Source organism: Azospirillum sp. 11R-A, from assembly GCF_049472615.1.
GTDB classification, from domain to species: Bacteria; Pseudomonadota; Alphaproteobacteria; order Azospirillales; family Azospirillaceae; genus Azospirillum; species Azospirillum palustre.
Genome location: NZ_JBCEBL010000005.1, coordinates 310,960 through 334,857, shown reverse-complemented (window position 1 = coordinate 334,857; position 23,898 = coordinate 310,960). Strand labels below are relative to the sequence as shown.

General features: G+C 68.0%; 24 protein-coding genes, 1 other RNA gene and 1 pseudogene. 20 read left to right on the top strand and 6 right to left on the bottom strand.

Annotated features, from left to right (window positions below):
- Positions 1–248, bottom strand: a 248-nt coding sequence (locus tag VH569_RS10865; RefSeq protein WP_423315339.1) for a glyceraldehyde 3-phosphate dehydrogenase NAD-binding domain-containing protein, incomplete at its 3' end; no start/stop codon positions are given.
- A gap of 73 nt (positions 249–321) precedes the next feature.
- Entirely contained in the window at positions 322–2,316 is a 1,995-nt protein-coding gene (gene tkt / locus VH569_RS10860; protein WP_423315338.1) for a transketolase, read from the bottom strand.
- Between the two features lie 399 nt (positions 2,317–2,715).
- On the opposite strand from tkt, the gene VH569_RS10855 reads away from it, so the two are divergent.
- The 19 genes and pseudogenes from VH569_RS10855 to ftsH all read left to right on the top strand — a co-directional run bounded on the left by VH569_RS10855 (position 2,716) and on the right by ftsH (position 18,269).
- Entirely contained in the window at positions 2,716–2,940 is a 225-nt protein-coding gene (locus VH569_RS10855) for a hypothetical protein (protein WP_109448310.1), read from the top strand.
- Between the two features lie 4 nt (positions 2,941–2,944).
- Positions 2,945–3,253 carry a cell division protein ZapA gene (locus VH569_RS10850; RefSeq protein ID WP_098740243.1) on the top strand — a complete coding sequence of 103 codons (309 nt, stop codon included), beginning with the start codon at positions 2,945–2,947 and terminating at the stop codon, positions 3,251–3,253.
- Between the two features lie 14 nt (positions 3,254–3,267).
- Positions 3,268–3,431: non-coding RNA, 6S RNA (gene ssrS, locus VH569_RS10845), on the top strand.
- A 65-nt stretch (positions 3,432–3,496) separates the two neighbouring features.
- Positions 3,497–4,087, top strand: a complete 591-nt coding sequence (locus tag VH569_RS10840; protein ID WP_423315337.1) for a 5-formyltetrahydrofolate cyclo-ligase — start codon at positions 3,497–3,499, stop codon at positions 4,085–4,087.
- 123 nt (positions 4,088–4,210) lie between these two features.
- Positions 4,211–5,035 (top strand): TIGR00282 family metallophosphoesterase, encoded by an 825-nt coding sequence (locus tag VH569_RS10835; RefSeq protein ID WP_423315336.1) that lies wholly within the window; start codon positions 4,211–4,213, stop codon positions 5,033–5,035.
- 172 nt (positions 5,036–5,207) lie between these two features.
- Positions 5,208–5,960, top strand: a complete 753-nt coding sequence (locus tag VH569_RS10830; RefSeq protein ID WP_395458336.1) for a YebC/PmpR family DNA-binding transcriptional regulator — start codon at positions 5,208–5,210, stop codon at positions 5,958–5,960.
- An 81-nt stretch (positions 5,961–6,041) separates the two neighbouring features.
- A pseudogene (gene ruvC, locus VH569_RS10825) lies at positions 6,042–6,584 on the top strand (crossover junction endodeoxyribonuclease RuvC); the annotation flags it as partial.
- Between the two features lie 51 nt (positions 6,585–6,635).
- Positions 6,636–7,085, top strand: coding sequence for an endonuclease domain-containing protein (locus VH569_RS10820; RefSeq protein ID WP_423315343.1), 450 nt, complete (start codon positions 6,636–6,638; stop codon positions 7,083–7,085).
- Positions 7,086–7,088: 3 nt separating this feature from the next.
- Positions 7,089–7,715 carry a Holliday junction branch migration protein RuvA gene (gene ruvA, locus VH569_RS10815; protein WP_098740239.1) on the top strand — a complete coding sequence of 209 codons (627 nt, stop codon included), beginning with the start codon at positions 7,089–7,091 and terminating at the stop codon, positions 7,713–7,715.
- Positions 7,712–8,785, top strand: coding sequence for a Holliday junction branch migration DNA helicase RuvB (gene ruvB, locus VH569_RS10810; protein WP_423315335.1), 1,074 nt, complete (start codon positions 7,712–7,714; stop codon positions 8,783–8,785). The genes ruvA and ruvB overlap by 4 nt, the downstream gene beginning before the upstream one ends.
- Positions 8,778–9,266: a tol-pal system-associated acyl-CoA thioesterase gene (gene ybgC, locus VH569_RS10805; RefSeq protein ID WP_423315334.1), complete on the top strand. Its 489-nt coding sequence runs from the start codon at positions 8,778–8,780 to the stop codon at positions 9,264–9,266. Before ruvB ends, ybgC begins: the two co-directional genes overlap by 8 nt.
- Before the next feature lie 73 nt (positions 9,267–9,339).
- Entirely contained in the window at positions 9,340–10,074 is a 735-nt protein-coding gene (tolQ, locus tag VH569_RS10800) for a protein TolQ (RefSeq protein ID WP_098740236.1), read from the top strand.
- A 3-nt stretch (positions 10,075–10,077) separates the two neighbouring features.
- Positions 10,078–10,560 carry an ExbD/TolR family protein gene (locus tag VH569_RS10795; RefSeq protein WP_423315333.1) on the top strand — a complete coding sequence of 161 codons (483 nt, stop codon included), beginning with the start codon at positions 10,078–10,080 and terminating at the stop codon, positions 10,558–10,560.
- A 16-nt stretch (positions 10,561–10,576) separates the two neighbouring features.
- On the top strand, positions 10,577–11,800 hold the full coding sequence (locus VH569_RS10790; protein ID WP_423315332.1) for a hypothetical protein: 1,224 nt from the start codon (positions 10,577–10,579) through the stop codon (positions 11,798–11,800).
- Positions 11,801–11,802: 2 nt separating this feature from the next.
- Positions 11,803–13,155: a Tol-Pal system beta propeller repeat protein TolB gene (gene tolB / locus VH569_RS10785; protein WP_109051799.1), complete on the top strand. Its 1,353-nt coding sequence runs from the start codon at positions 11,803–11,805 to the stop codon at positions 13,153–13,155.
- A 149-nt stretch (positions 13,156–13,304) separates the two neighbouring features.
- Positions 13,305–13,775, top strand: a complete 471-nt coding sequence (pal, locus tag VH569_RS10780) for a peptidoglycan-associated lipoprotein Pal (RefSeq protein WP_098740232.1) — start codon at positions 13,305–13,307, stop codon at positions 13,773–13,775.
- Between the two features lie 264 nt (positions 13,776–14,039).
- Positions 14,040–14,894 (top strand): tol-pal system protein YbgF, encoded by an 855-nt coding sequence (gene ybgF, locus VH569_RS10775; RefSeq protein ID WP_423315331.1) that lies wholly within the window; start codon positions 14,040–14,042, stop codon positions 14,892–14,894.
- Positions 14,882–16,249 carry a tRNA lysidine(34) synthetase TilS gene (gene tilS / locus VH569_RS10770; protein WP_423315330.1) on the top strand — a complete coding sequence of 456 codons (1,368 nt, stop codon included), beginning with the start codon at positions 14,882–14,884 and terminating at the stop codon, positions 16,247–16,249. The genes ybgF and tilS overlap by 13 nt, the downstream gene beginning before the upstream one ends.
- A gap of 82 nt (positions 16,250–16,331) precedes the next feature.
- Complete coding sequence (gene ftsH, locus VH569_RS10765; protein ID WP_423315329.1) at positions 16,332–18,269, top strand: ATP-dependent zinc metalloprotease FtsH; 1,938 nt, start codon at positions 16,332–16,334, stop codon at positions 18,267–18,269.
- Positions 18,270–18,353: 84 nt separating this feature from the next.
- Here the strand turns inward: ftsH and VH569_RS10760 are convergent, their stop codons facing one another.
- Both VH569_RS10760 and fabI read right to left on the bottom strand, forming a co-directional pair.
- Positions 18,354–19,442, bottom strand: coding sequence for a hypothetical protein (locus VH569_RS10760; RefSeq protein ID WP_247880218.1), 1,089 nt, complete (start codon positions 19,440–19,442; stop codon positions 18,354–18,356).
- A 220-nt stretch (positions 19,443–19,662) separates the two neighbouring features.
- The gene (fabI, locus tag VH569_RS10755; RefSeq protein WP_098740228.1) at positions 19,663–20,511 is read right to left on the bottom strand and encodes an enoyl-ACP reductase FabI; all 849 of its coding nucleotides are present in this window, start codon (positions 20,509–20,511) and stop codon (positions 19,663–19,665) included.
- A gap of 118 nt (positions 20,512–20,629) precedes the next feature.
- On the opposite strand from fabI, the gene VH569_RS10750 reads away from it, so the two are divergent.
- Positions 20,630–22,012: a YihY family inner membrane protein gene (locus VH569_RS10750; RefSeq protein WP_423315328.1), complete on the top strand. Its 1,383-nt coding sequence runs from the start codon at positions 20,630–20,632 to the stop codon at positions 22,010–22,012.
- 192 nt (positions 22,013–22,204) lie between these two features.
- Here VH569_RS10750 and VH569_RS10745 read toward each other — a convergent pair whose 3' ends face one another.
- Together VH569_RS10745 and VH569_RS10740 are read right to left on the bottom strand one after the other, a co-directional pair.
- Positions 22,205–23,182, bottom strand: coding sequence for a DnaJ C-terminal domain-containing protein (locus VH569_RS10745; RefSeq protein WP_423315327.1), 978 nt, complete (start codon positions 23,180–23,182; stop codon positions 22,205–22,207).
- Between the two features lie 51 nt (positions 23,183–23,233).
- Positions 23,234–23,707, bottom strand: a complete 474-nt coding sequence (locus VH569_RS10740; RefSeq protein ID WP_109095404.1) for an RT0821/Lpp0805 family surface protein — start codon at positions 23,705–23,707, stop codon at positions 23,234–23,236.
- Positions 23,708–23,898 lie beyond the last annotated feature (191 nt).

Genomic DNA, 23,898 nt, shown 5'->3' with positions numbered 1-23,898 from the left:
TGGACGACCTTGATGGAGTGGCCGTTGACGATCAGCACGCCATTTCCGTTTTCATCGGCACCGGTCTCGATGGTGCCGGGGAAGCGGCCGTGGACGCTGTCGTACTTCAGCAGGTGCGCATTGGCCTTCAGATCGGCGAGGTCGTTGATCGCCACGACCTCCACGTCCTTGCGGCCGCTCTCGTAGATGGCGCGCAGAACCAGACGGCCGATGCGGCCAAAACCGTTGATCGCTACCCGTACAGCCATGACTTCCTCCAGTTGGATGTGGGGCGCCCGAATTCGGCTGGACGCCCCTTCGGCTTTTCTCAGAGACGCGCCCTTAAAGACGAGCTTTGACGGCGTCCACGACCGCTTCGGCGGTGATGCCGAAGTGCTTGTACAGTTCCTGGTAGGGGGCCGATTCGCCGAAGCCGGCCATGCCGACGAAGGCGCCCTTGTCGCCCAGCCAGCGGTCCCAGCCCAGACGGATCGCCGCCTCGACGCCGACGCGCACGCCGGTGCCGAGCACGGACGCCTTGTAGGCGTCGTCCTGGCGTTCGAACAGTTCCCAACTCGGCATAGACACAACGGCGGTGCCGATGCCCTGGGCCTGCAGGGCCTTGCGGGCCTCCACCGCCAGCGACACTTCCGAACCGGTGGCGAGGATGGTGGCCTTGCGCTCACCCTCGGCCTCGACGATCACGTAGGCGCCGCGGGCCGACAGGTTGTCGGCGGTGTGCTCGGTGCGCAGCGTCGGCACGTTCTGACGGGTCAGCGCCAGCACCGACGGGGCGCCGGTGGCCTCCAGCGCGATCTGCCAGCATTCGGCGGTCTCGACCGCGTCGGCCGGGCGCAGGACCAGCAGGTTCGGGATGGCGCGCAGCGCGGCCAGATGCTCGACCGGCTGGTGGGTCGGGCCGTCCTCGCCGAGACCGATCGAGTCGTGGGTCATCACGAAGACGGTGCGCTGCTTCATCAGCGCGGCCAGACGGATCGCCGGGCGGCAATAGTCGGCGAACTGCATGAAGGTGCCGCCGTAGGGGATGATGCCGCCATGCAGCGTCATGCCGTTCATCAGCGTCGCCATGCCGTGCTCGCGCACGCCGTAGCGGACGTAGCGGCCGGCGAACTCGCCCTTGCCCTTCACGTCGGCGGTGTTCTTGACCTTGGTGTTGTTCGACGGGGTCAGGTCGGCGGAGCCGCCGACCATCTCCGGGATCGCCGGCACCAGGACTTCCAGCGTGTTGCCGGAGGCGACGCGGGTCGCCCAGCTCGGCTTCTCGGCGCTGATCTTCTGCTTGAAGGCGACGATGGTGTCGGTCAGCGCGCTCGGCACGCCATGGCTGAACGCCTCGTCGAAGGCCTTGCCGGCCTCGGCGCTCAGGGTGGCGCGGCGGCTGCTCCAGGCGTTGTACGCCTCGACGCTGCGGGTCCCGGCGGCCCGCCAGGCGGACAGCACCTCGTCGGGAACGACGAAGGGCTCATGGGTCCAGCCGATGGCGGTGCGGGTCGCGGCCACCTCGTCGGCGCCCAGCGGCGAGCCGTGGCAGGCGTGGCTGTTGGCCTTGTTCGGCGCACCCTTGCCGATGATGGTGCGGCAGGCGATCAGCGTCGGCTTGTCGGTGGAGGTACGGGCCTGGGCGATGGCCTTCGACACCGCGTCGGTGTCGTGGCCGTCGACGGCGATGGTGTTCCAGCCGTAGGAGCGGAAGCGCGCCTGGGTGTCGTCGGTGAAGCTGAGGTCGGTCGTGCCGTCGATGGAGATGTGGTTGTCGTCCCACAGCACGATCAGGCGGTTCAGCCCGAGATGGCCGGCCAGCGAGCAGGCCTCGTGGCTGACGCCCTCCATCAGGTCGCCGTCCGACGCGATGACGTAGGTGTAATGGTCGATCAGCTCGTCGCCGAAGCGGGCGTTGGTGATCCGCTCCGCCAGCGCCATGCCGACGGCGGTGGAGACGCCCTGGCCCAGCGGGCCGGTGGTCATCTCGATGCCGAGGCTGGGGTCGACTTCCGGGTGGCCGGGGGTCAGGCTGTACAGCTGGCGGAAGCGCTTGATCTGGTCGATGGTCATGCGCTCGTAGCCGGTCAGGTAGGCCAGCGAGTAGAGCAGCATCGAGCCGTGGCCGGCCGACAGCACGAAGCGGTCGCGGTCGGCCCAGGTCGGGTTTTTCGGATCGAACTTCAGGAACTGCGTGAACAGGACCGTGGCGACGTCGGCCATGCCCATCGGCATGCCGGGGTGGCCGGACTTCGCGGCCTCGACCGCGTCCATGGAGAGCGCGCGGATCGCGCTGGCCATCGTGTGGAGGGAGGGCTGGGCGGAGTCAGCGGACATCTGGCGTTTCCTGCGGGTCGGGCGCGGTTGCGGCGTCGGCAACGGTGGTTGCGCGGTCACCCCGAAAGGCGCCGCGAAACGGGCGCACCATGCAGAACCGCCGTCCGCAGGTCAACATGGGATTGGGGTAGGGAATGGCATGGCAGAGGCCTCTCGTCCGTGTGGGAAGCCCTCGCGCCGGTTAAAGGTTCGACACTGATGCATCGGTTGCGACGTTCCGTCACGCCCCGGTATTCAGTATGGGCATTCGGTGGAAGAGTCCGTCGTGACGGTTGACGCGGTCGGTGTGCCGGCCCAACTCTAGGCGCTCCGATAAGGCAGCGGCTCGGCTTGGCGAAAAGCCGGTCCGGGTCCGCTGTCCATCGAACATGACGTGCCCACAGGTCGAGGTTGACGTCCATGGATTCCCTGAAAGCCGCACTCGACCGCCTCGGCCGTGCCGTGGAACGCCTCGACCATGCGGCTGCCGCCCGCGAGGAGCGGGTCGTCCGGCGTGAGCAGGACCTGTCGCAGGCGCTGGAAACCGCGCGGGCCGACCGGGCGACCGCCCAGGCCACCGCGGAAGCGGTGTCGCAGCGGCTGGAGGTCGCCATCGCCCGCCTGCAACACGTGCTGGAGAGCTGACGCCATGGCGCAGGTCGACATCGAAGTGAACGGCCGCTTCTACCGCATGCTGTGCGAGGACGGGCAGGAGGGCCGGCTGCGCGAGCTGGCGGCCTATGTGGACGACCGCCTGCGCCGGCTGACCGGCGGCGGGCGCAGCGGGTCGGAGGCGCAGATGATGCTGATGACCTGTCTGGTGCTGGCCGACGAGTTGCAGGACGTGATGTCCGGCAAGGGCATCGCCCCTGCAATCGACGAGGCCGCGGTGGCCGGCGAACTCGATCGTGTCGCAAAACGCATCGAAGAGGTTGCCGCGCGGCTCGAGCGCGCCTAGATTGGTACACGGAAGGACCGCTGCCTGGTTCGACAGGCTGCAATAATCCCCAGGGCCGATAACCTTGAACTCTAGGGAGCTGTCCCTGTCCGGCCCATCGGGCCGGGTACACGGCGCCCACCTGCTCATGCAGGCCATGGAGGATAGGCATATGGCCACCGGCCGAGGCGGCGCCTTCCACCCTATTCCGGGGCCACCCTGTTCCAGGGTTGCCCTGTTCCCTCCCTCCGCACGCAGTCCGCGATGACCGATCCGCAAGCCAAGGACGCCGCCCGCCGCGAGGCGCGCGCCCGGCGCGACGCCATCGCCGACCGCGACCGCTCCACCGTCTCCGCCGCCGTGCGCGACCGCATCGCCGAACTGGCGCGCGACGGCCATCTGCCGCGCGGCGCCGCCGGGGGCTACTGGCCGCTGGGCTCGGAACTCGATGCGCGGCCGGCTTTGCTCCTTCTTAAAGAACTGGGCCATCCGGTCGGACTGCCGGTCTCGGGGCCGCGCGGCACCGCGCTGCTGTTCCGCGACTGGGACCCGCAGGCGCCGATGACGGCCGGGCGCTACGGCATCCGGGAACCGGCGGAGGGGCGTGCGATCCTGCTGCCCTCGCTGCTGCTGGTGCCGCTGCTGGCCTTCGACCGCTCCGGCCACCGGCTGGGCTATGGCGCCGGCTATTACGACCGGACGCTGGACGGCCTGCGGGCCGGCCGGCCGGGCGCGGTGGTCGCTGTCGGCGTGGCCTTCGCCGCGCAGGAGATGCCGGCGGTTCCGGTGGACGGCCATGACGAGCGGCTGGACTGGATCGTGACGGAGCGCGAGACGCTCCGCATTCATAAGTGAGTTATAGCGCCGTGCGTTTAATATGAAACGCACGGCGCTATAGTTTTGTATTTGACGATCGGATTCACGCTTCAAATCGATGCCGATTTTACGCGATCCGATCTAATCGGGAAGGTTGGGGCGATGCGGATTCTGTTCTTCGGCGATGTGGTGGGCCGGTCCGGGCGCGAGGCTGTGCTGGCGCATATGCCGATGCTGCGCGAGAAGCTGGACCCCGACCTGACGGTGGTGAACGGCGAGAATTCGGCCGGCGGCTACGGCGTCACCGTCAAGATCGCCGAGGAGTTCTTCGAGGCCGGCATCGACGTGGTGACGCTGGGCAACCATACGTGGGATCAGAAGGAACTGGTTTCCACCATCGAGCAGCAGCCGCGCATCGTCCGTCCGGTGAACTACCCGGAGGGCACGCCGGGCCGCGGCTATGTGCTGCTTCAGGCGCGCGGCGGGCGCAAGGTGCTGGTCGTCAACGTGCTGCTGCGCCTGTTCATGGAGCCGATGGACGACCCCTTCGCCGCGGTGGACCGGGTGCTGAAGGCGCACCGGCTGGGGCCCGGCGGTGTCGATGCCGTGCTGATCGACATGCACGGCGAGGCGACCAGCGAGAAGATGATCATGGGCCATTTCTGCGACGGTCGCGCCTCGCTGGTGGTGGGCACCCACAGCCATGTGCCGACCGCCGACCACATGGTCCTGCCGAAGGGCACCGCCTACCAGTCCGATGCCGGCATGTGCGGCGACTACGACAGTGCCATCGGCATGAAGAAGGAGGTGGCGCTCGCCAAGATGGTGCGGAAGCTGCCGACCGAGCGGCTGTCGCCGGCGGAGGGGGAGGGCACCGTCTGCGGCTGCTACGTCGAGACCGACGACCGCACCGGGCTGGCGGTCCGCATCGAGCCGCTGCGCATCGGCGGGCGGCTGAGCCCGACCTTGCCGGAACGGACGCAGTAAGGCCGTCACGGCTGCGGCCAAGCCGCGCCGCAATCTCGCCATATTGACTTTCTAATCCCGTGGGTGTCGTCTCCCGCGCCGAAAAGGTGCGGTGGAGCGGCAGACCTGTTACATGTGTCGTGCGCTTCACCCCGCCCGATTGACCAATTCCGTTTCGAGGCTCGTTCGACCCATGGCCGGTCATTCCCAGTTCAAGAACATCATGCACCGCAAGGGCGCGCAGGACGCCAAGCGGTCCAAGATCTTCAACAAGCTCGCCCGCGAGATCACCGTCGCCGCCAAGAGCGGCCTGCCGGACCCGGCGGCCAACCCGCGCCTGCGCGCCGCCATCCTGGCCGGACGCGCGCAGAACATGCCGCGCGACCGCATCGATCGCGCCATCAAGCAGGGCACGCCCGGCGGCGGCGACGACGCGAACTACGAAGAGGTGCGGTACGAGGGCTATGGCCCCGGCGGCGTCGCCCTGATCGTCGAGGCGCTGACCGACAACCGCAACCGCACCGCCGCGGAAGTGCGCTCCAGCTTCACCAAGTACGGCGGCAGCCTGGGCGAGACCAACTCGGTCAGCTTCATGTTCAGCCGCATCGGCGCGATCTTCTACCCGGCCGCCGCGGCTGACGCCGACGCCGTGTTCGAGGTGGCGCTGGAGGCCGGCGCCGACAACGTCGAATCCGACGAGAACGGCCACGAGGTCACCACCACGGTGGAGAATTTCGGCATTGTGCGCGATGCGCTGGAGGCCAAGTTCGGCGGTGCGGAGAGCGCGCGCCTGACCTGGCGTCCGTTGAACACCGTCGCGCCGAGCGAGGAAGCCGCGGCCAGCCTGCTGAAGCTGCTGGACGTGCTGGAGGACAACGACGACGTCCAGGTGGTCGAAGGCAACTTCGACATCTCCGACGAGCTGATGCAGAAGCTGACCGCGTAAGCTGAACGCGGGTCTTGCAAGCGGAGAGCGGGTGCCGTGTTTGCGCGGGCAGGACGAAGTGAGGCGACGGTGCCTTCGCCGGTGCGGCTGCTGGGGATCGACCCCGGCTTGCGCCACACCGGCTGGGGCATCATCGACGTGGCGGGCAACCGCCTGAGCCACGTCGCCGACGGCGCGGTGCATTCCGACGACCGCTGTCCGCTGGCCGAGCGTCTGGTGCAGCTCCATGACGCCCTGTCGGCGGTGGTGGAGCGCTACTGCCCCGACGAGGCGGCGGTGGAGGAGACCTTCGTCAACAACAACGCGGTCTCGACGCTCAAGCTGGGGCAGGCCCGCGCCGTGGCCCTGCTGGTGCCGGCCCAGGCCGGGCTGGCGGTGGCGGAATACGCCAACAACATGGTCAAGAAGGCGGTCGTCGGTCAGGGCCGCGCCGAGAAGGCGCAGGTCCAGACGATGGTGCGGCTGCTGCTGCCCGGCTGCGAGATCGCCTCGCCGGACGCCGCCGACGCGCTGGCCATAGCGATCTGCCACGCGCACCACCGCGCCAGCTGGACGATGTGGCGGCGGGGAGATATCTCGTCACAACGGGCGCAAAGCGCCCTCTCCCGCCCCGGGAGAGGGAGGGGACCCGCCGCAGGCGGGGAGGGTGAGGGGCTATCCGTCACGGACGTTTCCATCCAAGCCAAACGTCTCCCAACTCCTCAGGAAACCGAACGCGCCCGCGTGCTCCGCCGCGATTCCACGGAAGTGGAAAAAATGCTGTGGCAGAAGCTGCGGAACGGCCAGTTGGGGGCGAAATTCCGCCGTCAGGAACCTATATTCGGCTTCACCGTCGACTTCGTCTCGCACGATCACCGGCTGATCATCGAACTGGATGGCGGCCAGCATGCGGAGCAGCGCGCCTCTCACGATGAACGGCGCACCAGGATGCTGGAGCAGGCCGGTTTTCGCATCATGCGGTTCTGGAACAACGATGTCGGCGACAACCTCGACGGTGTCCTGACGACGATCAAGGCGCGCCTGGACGAAACCTCCGTCCTGAGGCGGCCGGTCGCCGTGGCGAACCCCTCACCCGGCCCTGCGGGCCACCCTCTCCCGGGGCGGGAGAGGGACTCGGAGTCCTGATCCATGATCGCCAAGCTGACCGGCATCGTCGATTCCACCGGCACCGACTGGGTCGTGCTCGACGTGAACGGCGTCGGTTACCTGCTGTCCTGCTCCAACCGCACGCTGTCGCGCCTGGCGGTGGGGGAACGGGCGTCGCTGGTGGTCGAGACCTTCATCCGCGAGGAACGCATCGTCCTGCACGGCTTCGGCGACCAGGCGGACCGGGAGTGGTTCAAGCTGCTCACCACCATCCAGGGCGTCGGCGCCCGGCTGGCGCTGTCGATCCTGGGCGTGCTCGACCCCGACCAGTTGACCCGCGCCATCGCTTCGCAGGACAAGACCGCGCTGGTGCGCGCTGACGGCGTCGGGCCGAAGGTGGCGGCGCGCATCCTGAACGAACTCAAGGACAAGGTCGGCAATCTGGCGCTCGGTCCCGCGGCGACCGCGGGCGCGCCGGCCGGCAAGGGTGCCCCCGCCGCCGTGCCGGGAGCCACCCCGGCTCTGGCCGATGCGGTGTCGGCGCTGGTCAATCTCGGCTATGGCCGGTCGGAGGCCTTCGGCGCGGTCGTCGCCGCCGGGCGCGTGCTGGGCGATGACGCCGGCGTGTCCGATCTGATCCGCCAGGGCCTCAAGGAACTGAGCCAATGAGCGACCCCAACCACGACCGTCTGGTCCAGCCGGGCCAGGGCCACGGCGATTCGGCCGAGGCGTCGATCCGTCCGCTGTCGCTCGCCGAGTTCATCGGCCAGCGGCAGGCGCGCGAGAATCTGTCGATCTTCATCCAGGCCGCCCGCTCCCGCAACGAGGCGCTGGACCATGTGCTGCTGTTCGGGCCCCCCGGCCTGGGCAAGACCACGCTGGCGCAGATCGTGGCGCGCGAGCTGGGCGTCGGCTTCCGCGCCACCTCCGGCCCGGTGATCGCGCGGGCCGGCGATCTGGCGGCGCTGCTGACCAACCTCCAGCCGCACGACGTCCTCTTCATCGACGAGATTCATCGCCTTAATCCCGCCGTGGAAGAGGTGCTCTATCCCGCCATGGAGGATTTCCAGCTCGACCTCATCATCGGCGAAGGCCCGTCGGCGCGGTCCATCCGGATCGACCTGCCGCCCTTCACCCTTGTCGGCGCCACGACGCGCAGCGGCCTGATCACGCGCCCGTTGCGCGAACGCTTCGGCATTCCCGTGCGCCTGCAATTCTACGAGCCGGACGAGCTGGAGCTGATCGTGCGCCGCGCCGCAGGCGTGCTCGGCATGGGCATCACGCCGGAGGGCGCGCGCGAGATCGCCAACCGGGCGCGCGGCACGCCGCGCGTGTCGGGCCGGCTGCTGCGCCGGGTGCGTGATTTCGCCGCGGTTGCCGGCGTCGAGGAGGTCGACAAGCGCGTCGCCGATGCCGCGCTGACCCGGCTGGAGGTCGACCGGCTGGGACTCGACAGCATGGACCGCCGCTATCTCGGGCTGGTCGCCAACAACTATGGCGGCGGGCCGGTCGGCGTTGAGACGCTGGGGGCGGCGCTGGGCGAACAGCGCGACGTGCTGGAGGAGGTGGTCGAACCCTACCTGATCCAGCAGGGCTTTTTGCAGCGCACGCCGCGCGGGCGCATGCTGACCGACCAAGGCTTCCGCTATCTCGGGCTCAACCCGCCGAACGCGCCGCTCCGGCAGCTCGACCTGCTGGACCGCGTCCCCGACCCGACGGACGGGGACGGCGATGAGTGACGCATCCACCCCTTCCAGCCTCTCCGGCCGGTTCGCCGAGGACGGCACGCACCGCTATCCGCTGCGGGTCTATTACGAGGACACCGACGCCGGCGGCATCGTCTATCACGCCAATTACCTGCGATTCGCGGAGCGGGCGCGCACGGAGATGCTGTACCTGATGGGCTTCCGTCAGAGGGAGATGGCCGAGGGTTTGGGCGATGTCACAGGTGTGTCATTTGCGGTACGGCGCCTGACCATCGATTTTGACGCCCCTGCCAAGCTGGAGGACACGCTTGAAGTGGAAACCCGAATCGTCGATATCCGCGGTGCCTCCTTCGCACTTGCACAAGTCATCCGCCGCGACGGTCGCGTGCTGGCGCGCGCCGACCTGCAGCTGGTGACGATAAACCGGGCCGGGCGGGCCGTGCGCCTTCCCGAACCGGTGAAAGCGGCGATGGAGACGCTGCATGCAAAGCAAAACGCCTCTTCTCCCGCTTGACCCGCCTGCCTGATCGTATCGACCGTTTCCTTCCACTCCCCGTGCCAACAGCGCAAACGCGAGACTGACTGCGATGGACGCCCTGCAAACCGCCCAACTGGCCGGCAATGCCGCCGCCACGACGGCACATGAGATCACGATCCTCGGCCTGTTCTGGCAGGCCGACGCGGTCGTCAAGATCGTGATGATGATGCTTGTCGTCGCCTCGATCTGGTGCTGGGCGATCATCATCGAAAAGCTGATGCGCATCCGCCGGCTGAACGCCCAGGCCGACTCCTTCGAGGAGGCCTTCTGGTCCGGCGGGTCGCTCGACGCGCTGTACGACCGCATCGGCCAGACCCCGGCCGACCCGATGGCGGCGACCTTCGCCGCCGGCATGCGCGAATGGCGCCACGCCGCCGACCGCGGCATCGGCGGCACGATGAAAAGCTCGCTGCAACAGCGGGTGGAGCGGGTGATGGCGGTGAGCATCGGCCGCGAGATGGCGCGGGCCGAACGCTACATGACCTTCCTGGCCTCGGTCGGGTCGACCGCCCCCTTCATCGGCCTGTTCGGCACGGTGTGGGGCATCATGAACTCCTTCACCTCGATCGCCGGCTCGGGCAACACCAGCCTCGCCGTGGTGGCGCCCGGCATCGCCGAGGCGCTGTTCGCCACCGCCATGGGCCTGCTGGCCGCCATCCCGGCGGTGCTCTCCTACAACAAGTTCTCCACCGACCTCGGCCGCTACGCCGACCGGCTGGACACCTTCTCGGGCGAGTTCTCGGCGATCCTGTCCCGCCACCTCGAGGAGCGGGGAGCCGCCTGAACCATGGCCGGACAACTCGCAGGCAAGTCCCACGGACGCGGCAAGCGCCGGGGCTATCGCGCGATGGCCGAGATCAACATGACGCCGTTCATCGACGTCATGCTGGTCCTGCTGATCGTCTTCATGGTCGCCGCCCCGATGCTGACCGTCGGCGTGCCGGTCGACCTGCCCAAGACCAATGCCGCTCCGCTGGAGCAGCAGAAGGACCCGCTGTTCGTCACCGTGCAGACCGACGGCCGCGTCTTCGTCCAGGAGACGCCGGTCGAGCTGGCCAACATGGTGCCGCTGCTGATCGCGGTGACCAACAACAACCCCGAGGCCCGCATCCTGGTCCGCGGCGACGCCAAGATCGCCTATGGCAAGATGCTGGAGGTGATGGGCACCATGAGCGCCGCCGGCTTCAAGAAGGTCGGGCTGGTCGCCGAGATGCCGAACGGCCCGGCCGCGCCCAGCGCGCGGGTCGGCGCGCCCAAGCCGGCGCGTTGAGGCGGGCGGAACTCCCATGCGCAAGCCCCTGATCGCCTCGGCGGTGCTGCACGTCGCGCTGGTCGCGCTGATGGTGCTCGGCATGCCGCCCAGCGATCGCAAGCTCGAAATCGCCTCCTCGATCCCGATCGAGATCGTCGACGTCGGCGAGATCACCCAGGCTGCCCGCGTCGAGAAGGGCGAGCCGAAGCCGGCCACCGCCGCGCGTCCGCCGATGCCCGAGGCCAAGCCCGCCCCGCCGGCGCCGGAACCGCCGGACGAGGAGGACGAGCCGCCGCCGCCCCCGCCGCCGCCTGCCAGGACGCCGGAGCCGCCGAAGGTCGCCCAGGTGCCGCCGCCCCCGCGCGAGCCGACGCCGCCGCCCAAGCCCGCTCCGACGCCTCCTCCTCCCCCGCCGCCACCCCCGCCACCTCCGCCCCCGGATCCGGCGCCGTCGCCGACTCCGAAGCCGCCGGAGCCTCCCAAGCCCGAGCCGCCGAAGCCGGAACCGCCCAAACCGGAACCGCCGAAGCACGAGCCCAAGCCTGAGCCTCCGAAGCCGGAGCCGCCCAAGCCTGAGCCGAAAAAGCCCGAGCCTCCCAAGCCGGAACCGCCGAAACCGGAACCGCCCAAGGCGGAGCCGAAGAAGCCGGAGCCTGCCAAGGAGGTCGCGAAGGCCGAACCGCCGAAGGATGCCAAGGCCGAGGCGAAGAAGGCGGATGCGCCGGCCAAGCAGCCGGAGAAGCCGTCGACCAAGGCCGACCCGCTGTCCGACCTGCTGTCGAACGTCGGGAAGATCAAGCCGTCGGACAACCCGAAGGCTGACGGCAAGGCATCGGCCAGCGCCAACAGCGACGCCAAGCCCAGCCAGAAGACCGCGTCCGCGGCTCCGGCCGGGGCGGCCAAGGCAACAAACGGCCCCGACAAGCCGTTCAAGCCATCCGGCCGTGCGTTGGACGCCATCCGCGGCCAGCTGAGCAAGAACTGGAACTTCGACAGCGGCCGCAAGGACGCCGGCTCGATGCAGATCGAGATCCATGTGGAGGTCGGCCGCGACCACAGCGTGGTTCGCGCCTGGATCGACGACAAGTACAGGTCGCGCTACATGTCGGATGCCGCCTTCCGGGCGTCGGCCGACGCGGCGGTGCGCGCGGTCAAGCGGTCCAGCCCCCTGGAACTGTTGACCAGCGAGTTCACGCCGCAGACTTATGAAGATTGGCGCTTCATCGTGTTCAATTTCGACCCGAGGGACATGTTCTGACCATGACGACGAAGACGAGGCTTCTGTTGAAGCTGGCCGGGGCCACCGGCGCGCTTCTCCTCTCCCTCGGCGTTGCCGCTCCGCAGGAGGCGCGCGCCGAGTTGCGCATCGACATCACGCGGGGCGTGTCCGAGCCGCTGCCCATCGCCATCACCAGCTTCGCCGGATCGGGCGGGCGCGATGTGCAGATGGGCGCCGACATCTCCAAGGTGATCTCCGACGACCTGGAGCGGTCCGGCCTGTTCAAGCCGCTGGACCCGCGCGGCTTCCTGCAGACGCCGGACCAGCTGCGCAGCGGCGAGCCGCGCTATCAGGACTGGAAGGCGCTGGGCGCCCAGGCTCTGGTCGCCGGCAACACCACCACGGGCGCCGACGGCCGCATGAAGGTCGACTTCCGCCTGTGGGACGTCGCCGCCGGCCAGTACATGCAGGGGCTGAGCTACAGCGCCTCGCCGCAGGAATGGCGCCGCATCGCCCACATCGTGGCCGACGCCATCTACAAGCGCCTGACCGGCGAGGACGGCTATTTCGACACGCGCATCGTCTATGTGGCCGAATCCGGCCCGGCGAACGCGCGCAAGAAGCAGCTGGCCATCATGGACCAGGACAGCGCCAACCATCAGTTCCTGACCGACGGGCAGACCCTGGTCCTGACGCCGCGCTTCTCGCCGACGTCCCAGGAAATCACGTACATGTCGTACTTCAACAAGAAGCCGCGCGTGTACCTGTTCAACATCGACACCGGCCGCCAGGAGGTCCTGGGCGATTTCCCCGGCATGACCTTCGCCCCGCGCTTCTCGCCGGACGGCAACAAGGTCATCATGTCGATGGCCCAGAACGGCAACACCGACATCTACACGCTGGACCTGCGCACCCGCCGCCAGACCCAGCTGACCGATGCGCCGGGCATCGACACCGGACCCAGCTATTCGCCGGACGGCCAGCGCATCGTCTTCGAGTCGGACCGCGGCGGCACCCAGCAGCTCTATGTCATGGGCGCCGACGGCTCGGGCGTGAAGCGGCTGACCTTCGGCGAGGGCCGCTACGGTACGCCGGTATGGTCGCCGCGCGGCGATCTGATCGCATTCACGCGCCAGCGTGGTAGCAGCTTTGCAGTTGGCGTAATCCGTCCGGATGGGACGGGGGAACGGATCCTGACCGAAGCCTTCCACGTCGAGGGTCCGACCTGGGCCCCCAACGGCCGAGTCATCATGTTCTTCAAGGACTTGCCGTCGGGTGACGGGCGTGGACGCAATGCGAAGCTGTACAGCATCGACATCACCGGCGCCAACGAGCGTCGCGTGAGCACCCCGGTCGACGCGTCGGATCCCGCGTGGTCGCCCTTGATTCCCTAGTGGAGTAGCCCTATTTTGCGGCCACGCGGGAGCAATGCTCAAGACAAAGGTCGAACGTCGTCTTTTCGTCGGGGATTGGCGGAAAGAAGCGGCTCCTGTGCAGACAAAGTTCGGCCATCAAACAAGTTTCGTTCAAGGGGTCCCTGAACATGCGTATGAAGTTCCTCGCTCTCGCCGCGGTCGCTCTGCTCGCCGCTTGCGAATCCACTCCGAACGACGCCGCCAACGGCGCCAACACCGGTGCCCAGCAGTCGTCGGTCCGTCCGGGCTCGGCGGAAGATTTCGTCGTCAACGTCGGCGACCGCGTCTTCTTCGGCCTCGACCGCTTCGACCTGTCGCCGGAGGCTCGCGCCACCCTCGACCGTCAGGCCAAGTGGCTGCAGACCTACGGCTCGGTCACCGTCACCGTCGAGGGCCATGCCGACGAGCGCGGCACCCGCGAGTACAACCTCGCCCTGGGTGAGCGTCGCGCCAACTCGGTGAAGAACTACCTGGCCGCCAAGGGCATCACCCCGAACCGCGTCAACGTCGTCTCCTATGGCAAGGAGCGTCCGGCCGTCGTTGGTTCGAACGAGGCCGCCTGGTCGCAGAACCGCCGTGGCGTGACCGTCGTCAACTAAAGACGCCGGTCCCCGCCTGACGGGGAACAGGGAAGGGCGCCGCCGCCGGGCAACCGGGGGCGGCGCCTTTTCTTTTTGGCGGCATCTCTTCGGCGCTATGTTTTTTGGGGCCATGTTTTTTGGGGCTGGGAAAATCCGGCGAGGTCGGTTCTTTGCGCGGACGCGCAAGTTCTGCTAAACAGCGGCCATCGCGTCGCCTTTATCGTTCGCCATGGTCGCCGTGGGTGCTCCCCCGGCATCAGATCTCCTCAGGATCCTACGCGCATGACCAACATCCGTCCCGTCGCCGCCCTGCTGCTGGGTGGCATGCTCGCGGCAACTCCCGCCCTGGCCCAGTCGAAGGGGCAGATCGAGCGGCTGCAATCGCTGGAAATGCAGGTCGCCGCGCTGGGCGGTCCGGTGGAGGTGGCGCAGCTGTCGCCCTCCGTCGCCGCCGATTTCGAGATTCGCCTGCAAAACCTCGAACGCACCATCCAGGATCTGACCGGCAAGTACGAGGAGTCGAGCTATCAGGTCACCCAGCTGCGCGAGCGTCTGGAGAAGGTCAATTCCGACGTCGATTTCCGGTTGAAGGAGCTGGAGAAGGGCGGCGGGACCGCCGGGGGTGCCATGGGTGGCGCGATGTCCGATGCCGCGCCGGCCAAGCCGTCGAAGGCTGCCGCTTCGGACGACAAAAAGGCCGACAAGCCGGCGCAGACCGCAGCGGCCAATCCGCCCTCGACCGCCGGCCTGTCGCCGGAAAAGCAGTATGAGCAGGCGTTCGAACTGCTGCGCAACTCCGACTATGACCGGGCGGAGAAGGCGTTGCAGGAGTTCATCGTCAAGAACAAGTCGCACGCCTATGCCGGCAACGCGCAATATTGGCTGGGCGAGAGCTATTACGTCCGCAACAAGTTCCCGGAAGCGGCCCAGGCCTTCGCCGAGGTGCTGTCCAAGTACCGCACCAACCCGAAGGCGGCCGACAGCCTGCTGAAGCTGGGCATGACCCTGCAGCAGATGAACAAGAAGTCGGACGCCTGCACCGCCTTCGGCCAGCTGCTGACCAAGTTCCCCGAAGCCTCGGCCAGCGTGAAGCGCCGTGCCGATACGGAGCGCAAGCGCATCAATTGCCCGGCCTGATGGGCGGCGACTCCGGAGACGGCAGGCCGGTATCGCGGGAGGAGTTCGCCCGTGCCCTGGCGGCGCTGGGCGGGTTCGAACCGGCGCCTGCCGTCGCCGTCGGGGTTTCCGGTGGCGGCGACAGCATGGCGCTGGTCCTGCTGCTGCGGCATTGGGTCGCAGAGCGGGGCGGGAGCCTGCTGGCGCTGACCGTCGATCATGGGCTGCGGCCCGAGTCCGCCGGGGAGGCGGCAGCGGTCGGGCGGGCGATGGCCAGTCTCGGCGTTCCCCACCGCATCCTGCGCTGGGACGGGGCGAAGCCGTCGGCCGGCGTGCAGGCTGCCGCCCGGACGGCGCGGCACCGGCTGCTGGGCGCGGCCTGCGCCGAAGCCGGCATCCTTCATCTGGCGCTTGCCCATCATCGCGACGATCAGGCCGAAACGGTGCTGCTGCGGCTGGCCCGCGGGTCCGGCATCGATGGGCTGGCCGGGATGGCGCCCGTCCGTGCCGATGGGGCGGTGCGGATGATCCGGCCGCTGCTGCGGTTTTCCCATGACCGGCTGCTGGCGACCTGCCGCGCCGGGGGCGTGGACTGGATCGAGGATCCCTCCAACCGCAACCCGCGCTTCGCCCGTGCCCGGCTGCGCGCCGCTCGCGAGAGCCTGGGCGGAGAGGGGCTCGATGCCAGCCGGTTGGGCGAGGTTGCCCGGCGGGCGGGCCGTGCCCGGGCGGCGCTGGAACAGGCGACGGCGGCGCTGCTGGCGGAGGCGGCGACCGTTCATCCGGAGGGCTGGATCACCCTGGCGCCGGCACCTCTGCGCGCCGCATCGCTGGAGATCGCGCTGCGAGCGCTGGGCGCCGCACTGGCCGCGGTCGGCGGGCCGGCGCATCCGGTGCGCGACGAGGCGCTGGAGCGGATGCTCGACGGGTTGGCGGAGGGGCAGGGCGGAACCTTGGGCGGCTGCGTCGTTCGCATGCGGCGCGGCGCCGTCATGGTGGCGCGGGAGCCGGTGGCGGTGACGGAACGGCCGACAGTGGCCCCCGGAGAGGCGATCCGCTGGGATGGCCGATTCGACCTGAGGGTGTCGTCCAGCCATTGCCGCCCTGTCACGGTCGCGGCGCTGGGGGCCGGTGGCTGGCGCGAATGGGCGGGCCGGCAGGCGCCGGAGGGGGTGCCCGACCTGCCGGTTCCGGTGCGGGAAACCCTGCCAAGCCTTTGGATCGGCGCGGATTTGCTTGGTGTGCCGATGATCGGTATGTGCTACGGGTTCGGCGCGGATGGACAGCACCCGGTGGACCGCGCAAGGTTTTGTCCACTTTCGTCGTTGGGAAGACCAGCTTTTACGGTTGTTTCGGACCGGGACGGCATTATTTAATCAGGGAACGTGCCCGTAGGAGACCGGGGTGCGGCCTTGTCGGCGCACCGCATGGCGATGGGTTCGCAGAAAGGCGTGTGACGTGAACAATTTCGGCAAGAACCTCGCTCTCTGGATCATCATAGGGCTGCTCCTCGTGGCCCTGTTCAACCTGTTCCAGAGTTCCTCCACCCGCAGCCCGCAAACGACCGTTCCGTTCAGCGAGCTTCTCGCCGAAGTGGACCGGGGCCAGGTCGCCGACGTGACGATCAAGGGCAACCAGGTTTCGGGCCATTTCTCCGACGGCCGCTCCTTCAGCACCTATGTCCCGCCCGAAGCGGGCCTGGTGGAGCGCCTGACCAACAAGAACGTCCGGATCAATGCGGTCCCCGACGACAGCAACGTGCCGTCGCTGTTCTCGGTGCTGCTGTCCTGGTTCCCGATGCTTCTGCTGATCGGCGTCTGGATCTTCTTCATGCGCCAGATGCAGTCCGGCGGCGGCAAGGCCATGGGCTTCGGCAAGTCGCGGGCGCGCCTGCTGACCGAGAAGGTCGGCCGCGTCACCTTCGACGACGTCGCCGGCATCGACGAGGCGAAGCAGGAGCTGACGGAGATCGTCGAGTTCCTGAAGGACCCGCAGAAGTTCCAGCGGCTGGGCGGCAAGATCCCGAAGGGCTGCCTGCTCGTCGGTCCTCCGGGCACCGGCAAGACGCTGACCGCCCGCGCGGTGGCCGGCGAAGCCAATGTGCCGTTCTTCACCATCTCCGGTTCGGACTTCGTCGAAATGTTCGTCGGCGTGGGCGCGTCCCGCGTCCGCGACATGTTCGAACAGGGCAAGAAGAACGCCCCCTGCATCATCTTCATCGACGAAATCGACGCGGTCGGCCGCCATCGCGGTGCCGGCCTGGGCGGCGGCAACGACGAGCGTGAGCAGACCCTCAACCAGTTGCTGGTCGAGATGGACGGCTTCGAGGCGAACGAGGGCGTGATCCTGATCGCCGCGACCAACCGTCCGGACGTTCTCGACCCCGCTCTGCTGCGTCCGGGCCGCTTCGACCGTCAGGTCGTGGTGCCGAACCCCGACGTGCTGGGTCGCGAGAAGATCCTCAAGGTCCACATGCGGAAGGTCCCGCTGTCGCCGGACGTCGACGCCAAGGTCATCGCCCGCGGCACCCCCGGCTTCTCCGGCGCCGATCTGGCCAACCTGGTGAACGAGGCTGCCCTGCTGGCCGCCCGCATCGGCAAGCGCGTCGTCGGCATGTCCGAGTTCGAGAACGCCAAGGACAAGGTCATGATGGGTGCGGAACGCCGCTCCATGGTGATGACCGAGGACGAGAAGAAGCTGACCGCCTACCACGAGGCCGGCCACGCCATCTGCGCCATCCACTGCGCCGACAGCGACCCGGTCCACAAGGCCACCATCATCCCGCGCGGCCGTGCGCTGGGCATGGTGATGCGCCTGCCGGAAGGCGACCGCATCAGCCTGTCGCAGGCCAAGCTGCTGGCCGACCTGACCGTCGCCATGGGCGGCCGCATCGCCGAAGAGCTGATCTTCGGCAAGGAGCGGGTGACCACCGGCGCCTCGGGCGACATCAAGATGGCGACCGAGATGTCGCGCCGGATGGTGACGGAGTGGGGCATGAGCGAGAAGCTCGGCCCGCTGCTCTACGGCGAGCCGACGCAGGAGGTGTTCCTGGGCCATTCGGTGACCCAGCACAAGAACATGTCCGACCGCACCGCCCAGCTGGTCGACGAGGAAATCCGCCGCATCGTGGACGAATCCTACGACCGCGCCCGGACGATCCTGACCGAGAACATCGACCAGCTGCACACCCTGGCCAAGGGCCTGCTGGAGTACGAGACGCTGAGCGGCGACGAGATCAACCGTCTGCTGCGCGGCGAACCGATCCTGCGCGACGACGAGCGTGAGACGATGGCCGTCCCGCCGCGTCCGACCACCGGCTCCGGCCGCCGCTCCTCCGTTCCGCCCAGCACCGGGCAGGAGAACGGCGGCATGGGTCCGGAACCGCAGGGCACCTGAGGGCTTCGGGTTCGGAAATGAAGAAGGCGGCGCTGCGAGGCGCCGCCTTTTTTCTTTGGCAGGTTTCGAAGTGGTCAGAAACCCTCAGAGCGCGCCCTTCTGCTCGCGGCGGCGGTCGAGCGCCACGTCGAACTGGCGCAGCAGCTTCTGCATGCCTTCGAAGTACAGCTTGCGCGACGGCGTGTTCTTCATGCAGCGGGCGTCGAGATGGGCGACGCTGGTCAGGGCGGACACGCAGTAGCCGAGCAGCCAGTAGCGCGACCGGATGCTGCGCAGATAGTCGCGGAACGGTTCCGGCTGGCCGGCCATGAAGCTGCTGAAGGAGGTCTCGTAATCCGACAGGATGGTGCGGATGTCGAGCAGCGTCGTCTCCAGCAGCTTGCCCACCTTCTCGATGTGCATCAGCAGCTGGGTCTCGTAGGGCTTGTGCATGCGGATGTCGACCGGGATGCACTCGCGCGACTTCAGCCAGGTCAGGATGGTGCGGGCGCGCGGGGCGATGCGGCGCAGCTGGTACTCGTAGAAGGTCGTGCCCTTCCACGCGCTGAAGATGGTGTCGGCCTCCGACCGCTCGATGCCGAAGGCGGAGACGAACAGGCCGGCCTCTTCCAGGTTGGGGTTCCAGATCGCCTCCAGGAAGCGTTCGACGCTTCCGGCGCTGCCCTGGCTGCCCGACAGCGCCTTGCGGACGATCGGCTCGATGCGGGCGCGGATCAGGCGGCGGAGCTGGTGGTCCTCCTCGTTGGAGATCAGCCAGTGGCGCGGATCGACGTTGATCTTCTCCGCTTCGAAGCAGGTCTTCAGCAGGAAGGCGTCGAGCGACGGCACGTCGTCGATCATCTGGAGCATCTTCATGTCGCCGATGATGCCGTTTTCCTGCGGCCCGTGCTTGATGCCGAACTGCTCTTCCAGCAGGGCGGCACTGTTGCGGCCGCGGAGATAGACGGCGACGCCGCCGCCCTCCGGCGCCCTGGCGTTGTGCGGCACATAGATCCCGGTTTCGACCGGGCGCTCGCCGCCTTCCAGTTCCTCATCCTCGGCGATGGGATCGCCACCGTCGTCGTCGCGGTCGTCGAAGTTCGGGTATTTGAAGAGGATGCAGTTGTTCAGGCCCTGAGCCTTGAACATGCGCTGCTCTTCGGGGATCTCGCGCGTGATGGCGATGAGATTCATCGACACGCTGGACCCGCCATAAAGGATCTGCTCAAGGATCGGAGAAACCGAGTCCATTTTCTTGCGGGCGCGCATGAATATTACCCAATTCCGAGAATATTTCTCAAATCATAAACGCCGCATTCGCAAACGCAAAGAGGGATCGGCGGACCGATCCCTCTCTTCACCATGCGATTGCGCGCACCTTGCGGCCGCTCAACCAACCGGGGCCGCCCAGGCCTCAGCCGGCCTTCGGCGTGCCGCCCAGCGAGCCGAGCAGGCTGGCGACTTCGGCCGCCTCGTCCACCGCGACCATGCCGACGGTGTGGTAACCGCTGTCGACATGCATCACCTCGCCGGTGACGCCGCTGCCGAGATCCGACATCAGGAACAGGCCGGCGCCGCCGACCTCCTGGATGGTGACGTTGCGCTTCAGCGGGGCGTTCAGCTCGTTCCACTTCAGGATATAGCGGAAGTCGCCGATGCCGCTGGCGGCCAGAGTCTTGATCGGACCGGCGGAGATGGCGTTGACACGGATGTTGCGGCCACCCAGATCGACGGCAAGGTACCGCACGCTGGCTTCCAGCGCGGCCTTGGCGACGCCCATCACGTTGTAATGGGGCATGACGCGCTCGGCGCCATAGTAGGATAGGGTAAGCAGGCTGCCGCCGTCCTTCATCAGCGGCACGGCGCGCTGCGCCACCGCGGTGAAGGAGTAGCAGGAGATGTCCATGGTGCGCAGGAAGTTGGCCCGCGTGGTGTCCAGGTACAGCCCGTCCAGCTCGTTCTTGTCGGAAAAGGCGATGGCATGAACCACGAAGTCCAGCTTACCCCATTCCTGTTCGATGGCGGCGAAGGTCGCGTCGATGCTGGCCTCGTCCGTGACGTCGCAGGGCAGGACCAGCTTGGCGCCGACCTGCTCGGCCAGCGGCTTCACCCGCTTCAGCAGCGCGTCGCCCTGGTAGGTGAAGGCAAGCTCCGCCCCGTGCTGGGCCAGGGCGGAGGCGATCCCCCAGGCGATCGAACGATCGTTGGCCACGCCCATGATCAGGCCACGCTTGCCGGCCATGAGCGGCATCGGATTGGACATCGGAACCTCGTGAACGACGGATGTGCTGCGGCTCCAGCCGCGAAAAGTGGGGCGCATCCTACACGAAAGCGCCCAACGGTCAAACCGACGCGGGCTGCCTTGCCGCAGGAGGCGCCGCATGTCTGCCCCTAAAGACAATTCCGGCCGCGAGGAGGAGGAGCGCAGCCGCATCCTGACCGGCCTGCGGGAGCTTGGCGGCTTCTTCGGCCATTCCATGCTGCGCTTCTACAACGACAACTGCTTCCAGACCGCGGCGGCGCTGACCTACACCTCGCTGCTGGCCATCGTGCCGATGATGACCATCGGTTTCGCTATCTTCTCGGCCTTCCCGGCCTTCAGTGCCCTGCAGCTGCGGATCCAGACCGCGCTGGTCAAGAATCTGGTGCCGGAGATCGGCGACGCGATCCTGGAATATCTCGGCCGCTTCATGGCGAACGCCGGCCAGATGCCGATCTTCGGCGTGATCGGGCTGGCGGTGTCGGCGGTGCTGCTGATCTGGACCATCGAGGGGTCCTTCGCCACGGTCTGGCGCGTGCGCGAGCCGCGGTCCTACGTGACGCGCATCCTGTCCTTCTGGGCGGTGGTGTCGCTGACCCCGCTGTTCGCCGGCGCCAGCCTGTCCCTGTCCAGCACGCTGTGGACGGCGCTGGAGGTGGCGCATCTGGAGGGGGTCGTCCATCCGCTGGCGGGGATCGGCATGCTGCTGCCCTTCGCCTTGCAGCTGCTCGGCTGCTCTCTGCTGTATCTGATAATTCCGAATAGGGATGTGTTCTGGCTGGACGCGCTGTGCGGCGGGGCCATCGGCTCCATCCTGCTGGAAGGGTCGAAGGCGATCTTCGGCTGGTACATGCGCGAATACCCGGCCTACCAGACCATCTACGGCGCCCTGTCGGTGGTGCCGATCTTCCTGTTCTGGCTCTACATCGCGTGGTCGACGGTGCTGTTCGGCGCGGTGGTCGCCGCGTCGCTGCCGGAATGGCGGGCGGGCAAGGTCACCCGCGGCGGCATGGAGGGGCTGCTGCCGGCCCAGCGGCTGGCGCTGGCGCTGGCCGTCCTGCATGAACTGATGGAGGCGAGCCGGCTCGGGGTCGGCATGCGCCGCCGCACGCTGGTCGGGCGGGTGCCGGTGGGCACGCTGCTGATCGACGGCATCCTGGAACAGCTGCGCGATGCCCATTGGGTCGCCCACACCACCCGCGACGCCTGGGTGGTCACCCGCGACATGGGCGAGGCGACCCTGCTGGAGCTGATGAAGGCGCTGGGCATCGGCATGCGCGGCTCCGTCCATGGCCTGGGCGGCCTGGATCTGCCCTGGCAGGAGCGCACCGCCCGCCTGCTGGACGCCGCCGAGGCGCGGCAGGGCGATCTGCTGAATGTGCCGTTGAAGTCTCTGCTGAACGACGATCTGCCGCCGGAAGGACAGCCGGCGGGGCAGGGGGCGGGCCAAGGCGCGGAGCAGGGAGGCTCCGGGCCGGTGCCGCTACGGGCGGTGAAGAAGTAGGGAGCGGGCGGTTACGGCCGAACCTGCGGTTTGCAGCGGCGGCGGGCCGAAGCGGTTCTCCGTCGCTGACGCCCCCCGTCGCGCTCCAGACGAAAAGCAGGGATCCAGCCGATCACCGGGATTAGAACACGGTGTCGCAGGAGGCTCGCTTTTCCCTCTCCCTGCGGGAAAAGGGAAACCCGGCGCCGGCGGTTACTCCAGCCCGGCCTTCTTGCGGACGTCGTAGCTGCGGGTCTTCGCCCATTCCTCGACGAACTTGACCAGCTCGCCGTCGGGCGGGTCGGGCAGTACGACCTTCAGCTTCACATACTGGTCGCCCGGCTGCTTGGTGGCCTGGTTGACCACGCCCTTGCCGCGCAGGCGCAGGACGGACCCCGTGTTGGCGCCCGGCGGCACCTTCACCGCGACCTTGCCGCTGATCGTCGGGACATTGACGGTCGCGCCCAGAACCGCCTCGTTCAGGGTGATCGGCACCTCGACATGAATGTCGCCGTCCTGCCGGGTGAAGAAGGGGTGGGATTCGACATGCACCTCGACGATGGCGTCGCCGTTGGGCATGCCGCCCATGCCGGGCAGGCCCTGGCCCTTCAGGCGCAGCTTCGACTCGTTCTCCGTTCCGGCCGGGATGGCGACGTCGATGCTCTTGCCGTTGGACAGGTTGATGCGGCGCTTCGATCCGTTCGCCGCCTCCACGAAGGGGACGGTGACGGAATAGGAGATGTCGCTGCCCCGCACCTTCGGCCCGGCGGAGCCGCCGGCCCCGGCCCCGGCCCCGGCTCCCGCTCCGGCACCCGGCCCGCCGGGGCGGCGCCGGCCGCCGCCGAACAGGTCGGAGAACCAGTCGTCGCCGCCGCCGAAGAAGCTGTCGTCGGCGGTGCTGCTGTAGGCCTTGCCGCGGTTGCCGGCGGTCCGGCCGCGCGAGCCGAAGCCCGCGTGCCGTTCCTGCCCTGACGGGTCAATCTCCCCGCGGTCGTAGCGGGCGCGCTTCTCGGCATCCGACAGCAGCGTGTAGGCGGCCGAGATTTCCTTGAACCGCTCCTCGTTGGCGGCGTCGCCCGGTTTCAGGTCCGGGTGATGCTGCTTGGCGAGCTTGCGGTATGCCTTCTTGATGTCGTCGGCACTGGCGGACCGGCTGACGCCGAGAACGCTGTAGGGATCGCGCGTAGCCACGGGCAGAGATTTCCCGCCCCAGGGGGGCTCAAAGGTTGCGGGTCGGCGGTGTTACGAGTTGCCGATGATCTTCCACGTACCGTCGGCCTGTTTGCAAGCGGTTCCGTAGGCCTGCTCCGTCCGCCCCTTGACCACGATGGTCTGCTGGAACTCGCGGCAATAGGTGCCGGTGTTGCTGTAGCCGTCGCGGGTGGTCACGATGGTGCCGGAATTGCCCGACTGCGGGTTGTTCCAATTGATGCGGTCGCCGACCGGGGCGGCATAGGCCTGACGGGCCGCGGTCTCGGCATAGCCGGCATCGGCCTTGTCGAGCGAGCCGCCGATCTCCTTGCCGATGAAGGCGCCCAGCAGCGTGCCGACACCGGTCGCCACCAGCTTGCCCGTTCCGCCGCCGATCTGCGAACCGATCAGGCCGCCGGCGACCGCACCGCCGACCGTGCCGACCGTTTCCTTCTGACCGCCCGTCTGGCACCCGGCCAGCAGGCCCACGACGATCACGGCCGGAACGACTTTCTTCACGAACATCCTTGCGCCTCGAAAAGGTTGGTTGCCGCGGCAGCCAATCGGTGGCTTCGCGGTGGACAGTGATATAAGCGACCCTATGCTTGCTGTGAATTGTGATGAGGCTGTGACCCTTTCGCTTTTGCACAAAAGCCCGCTCCCGCACCGGCCGCGCACCACCCGCCCGGCGGCGCGGGGCCCATCGAGACAGGACC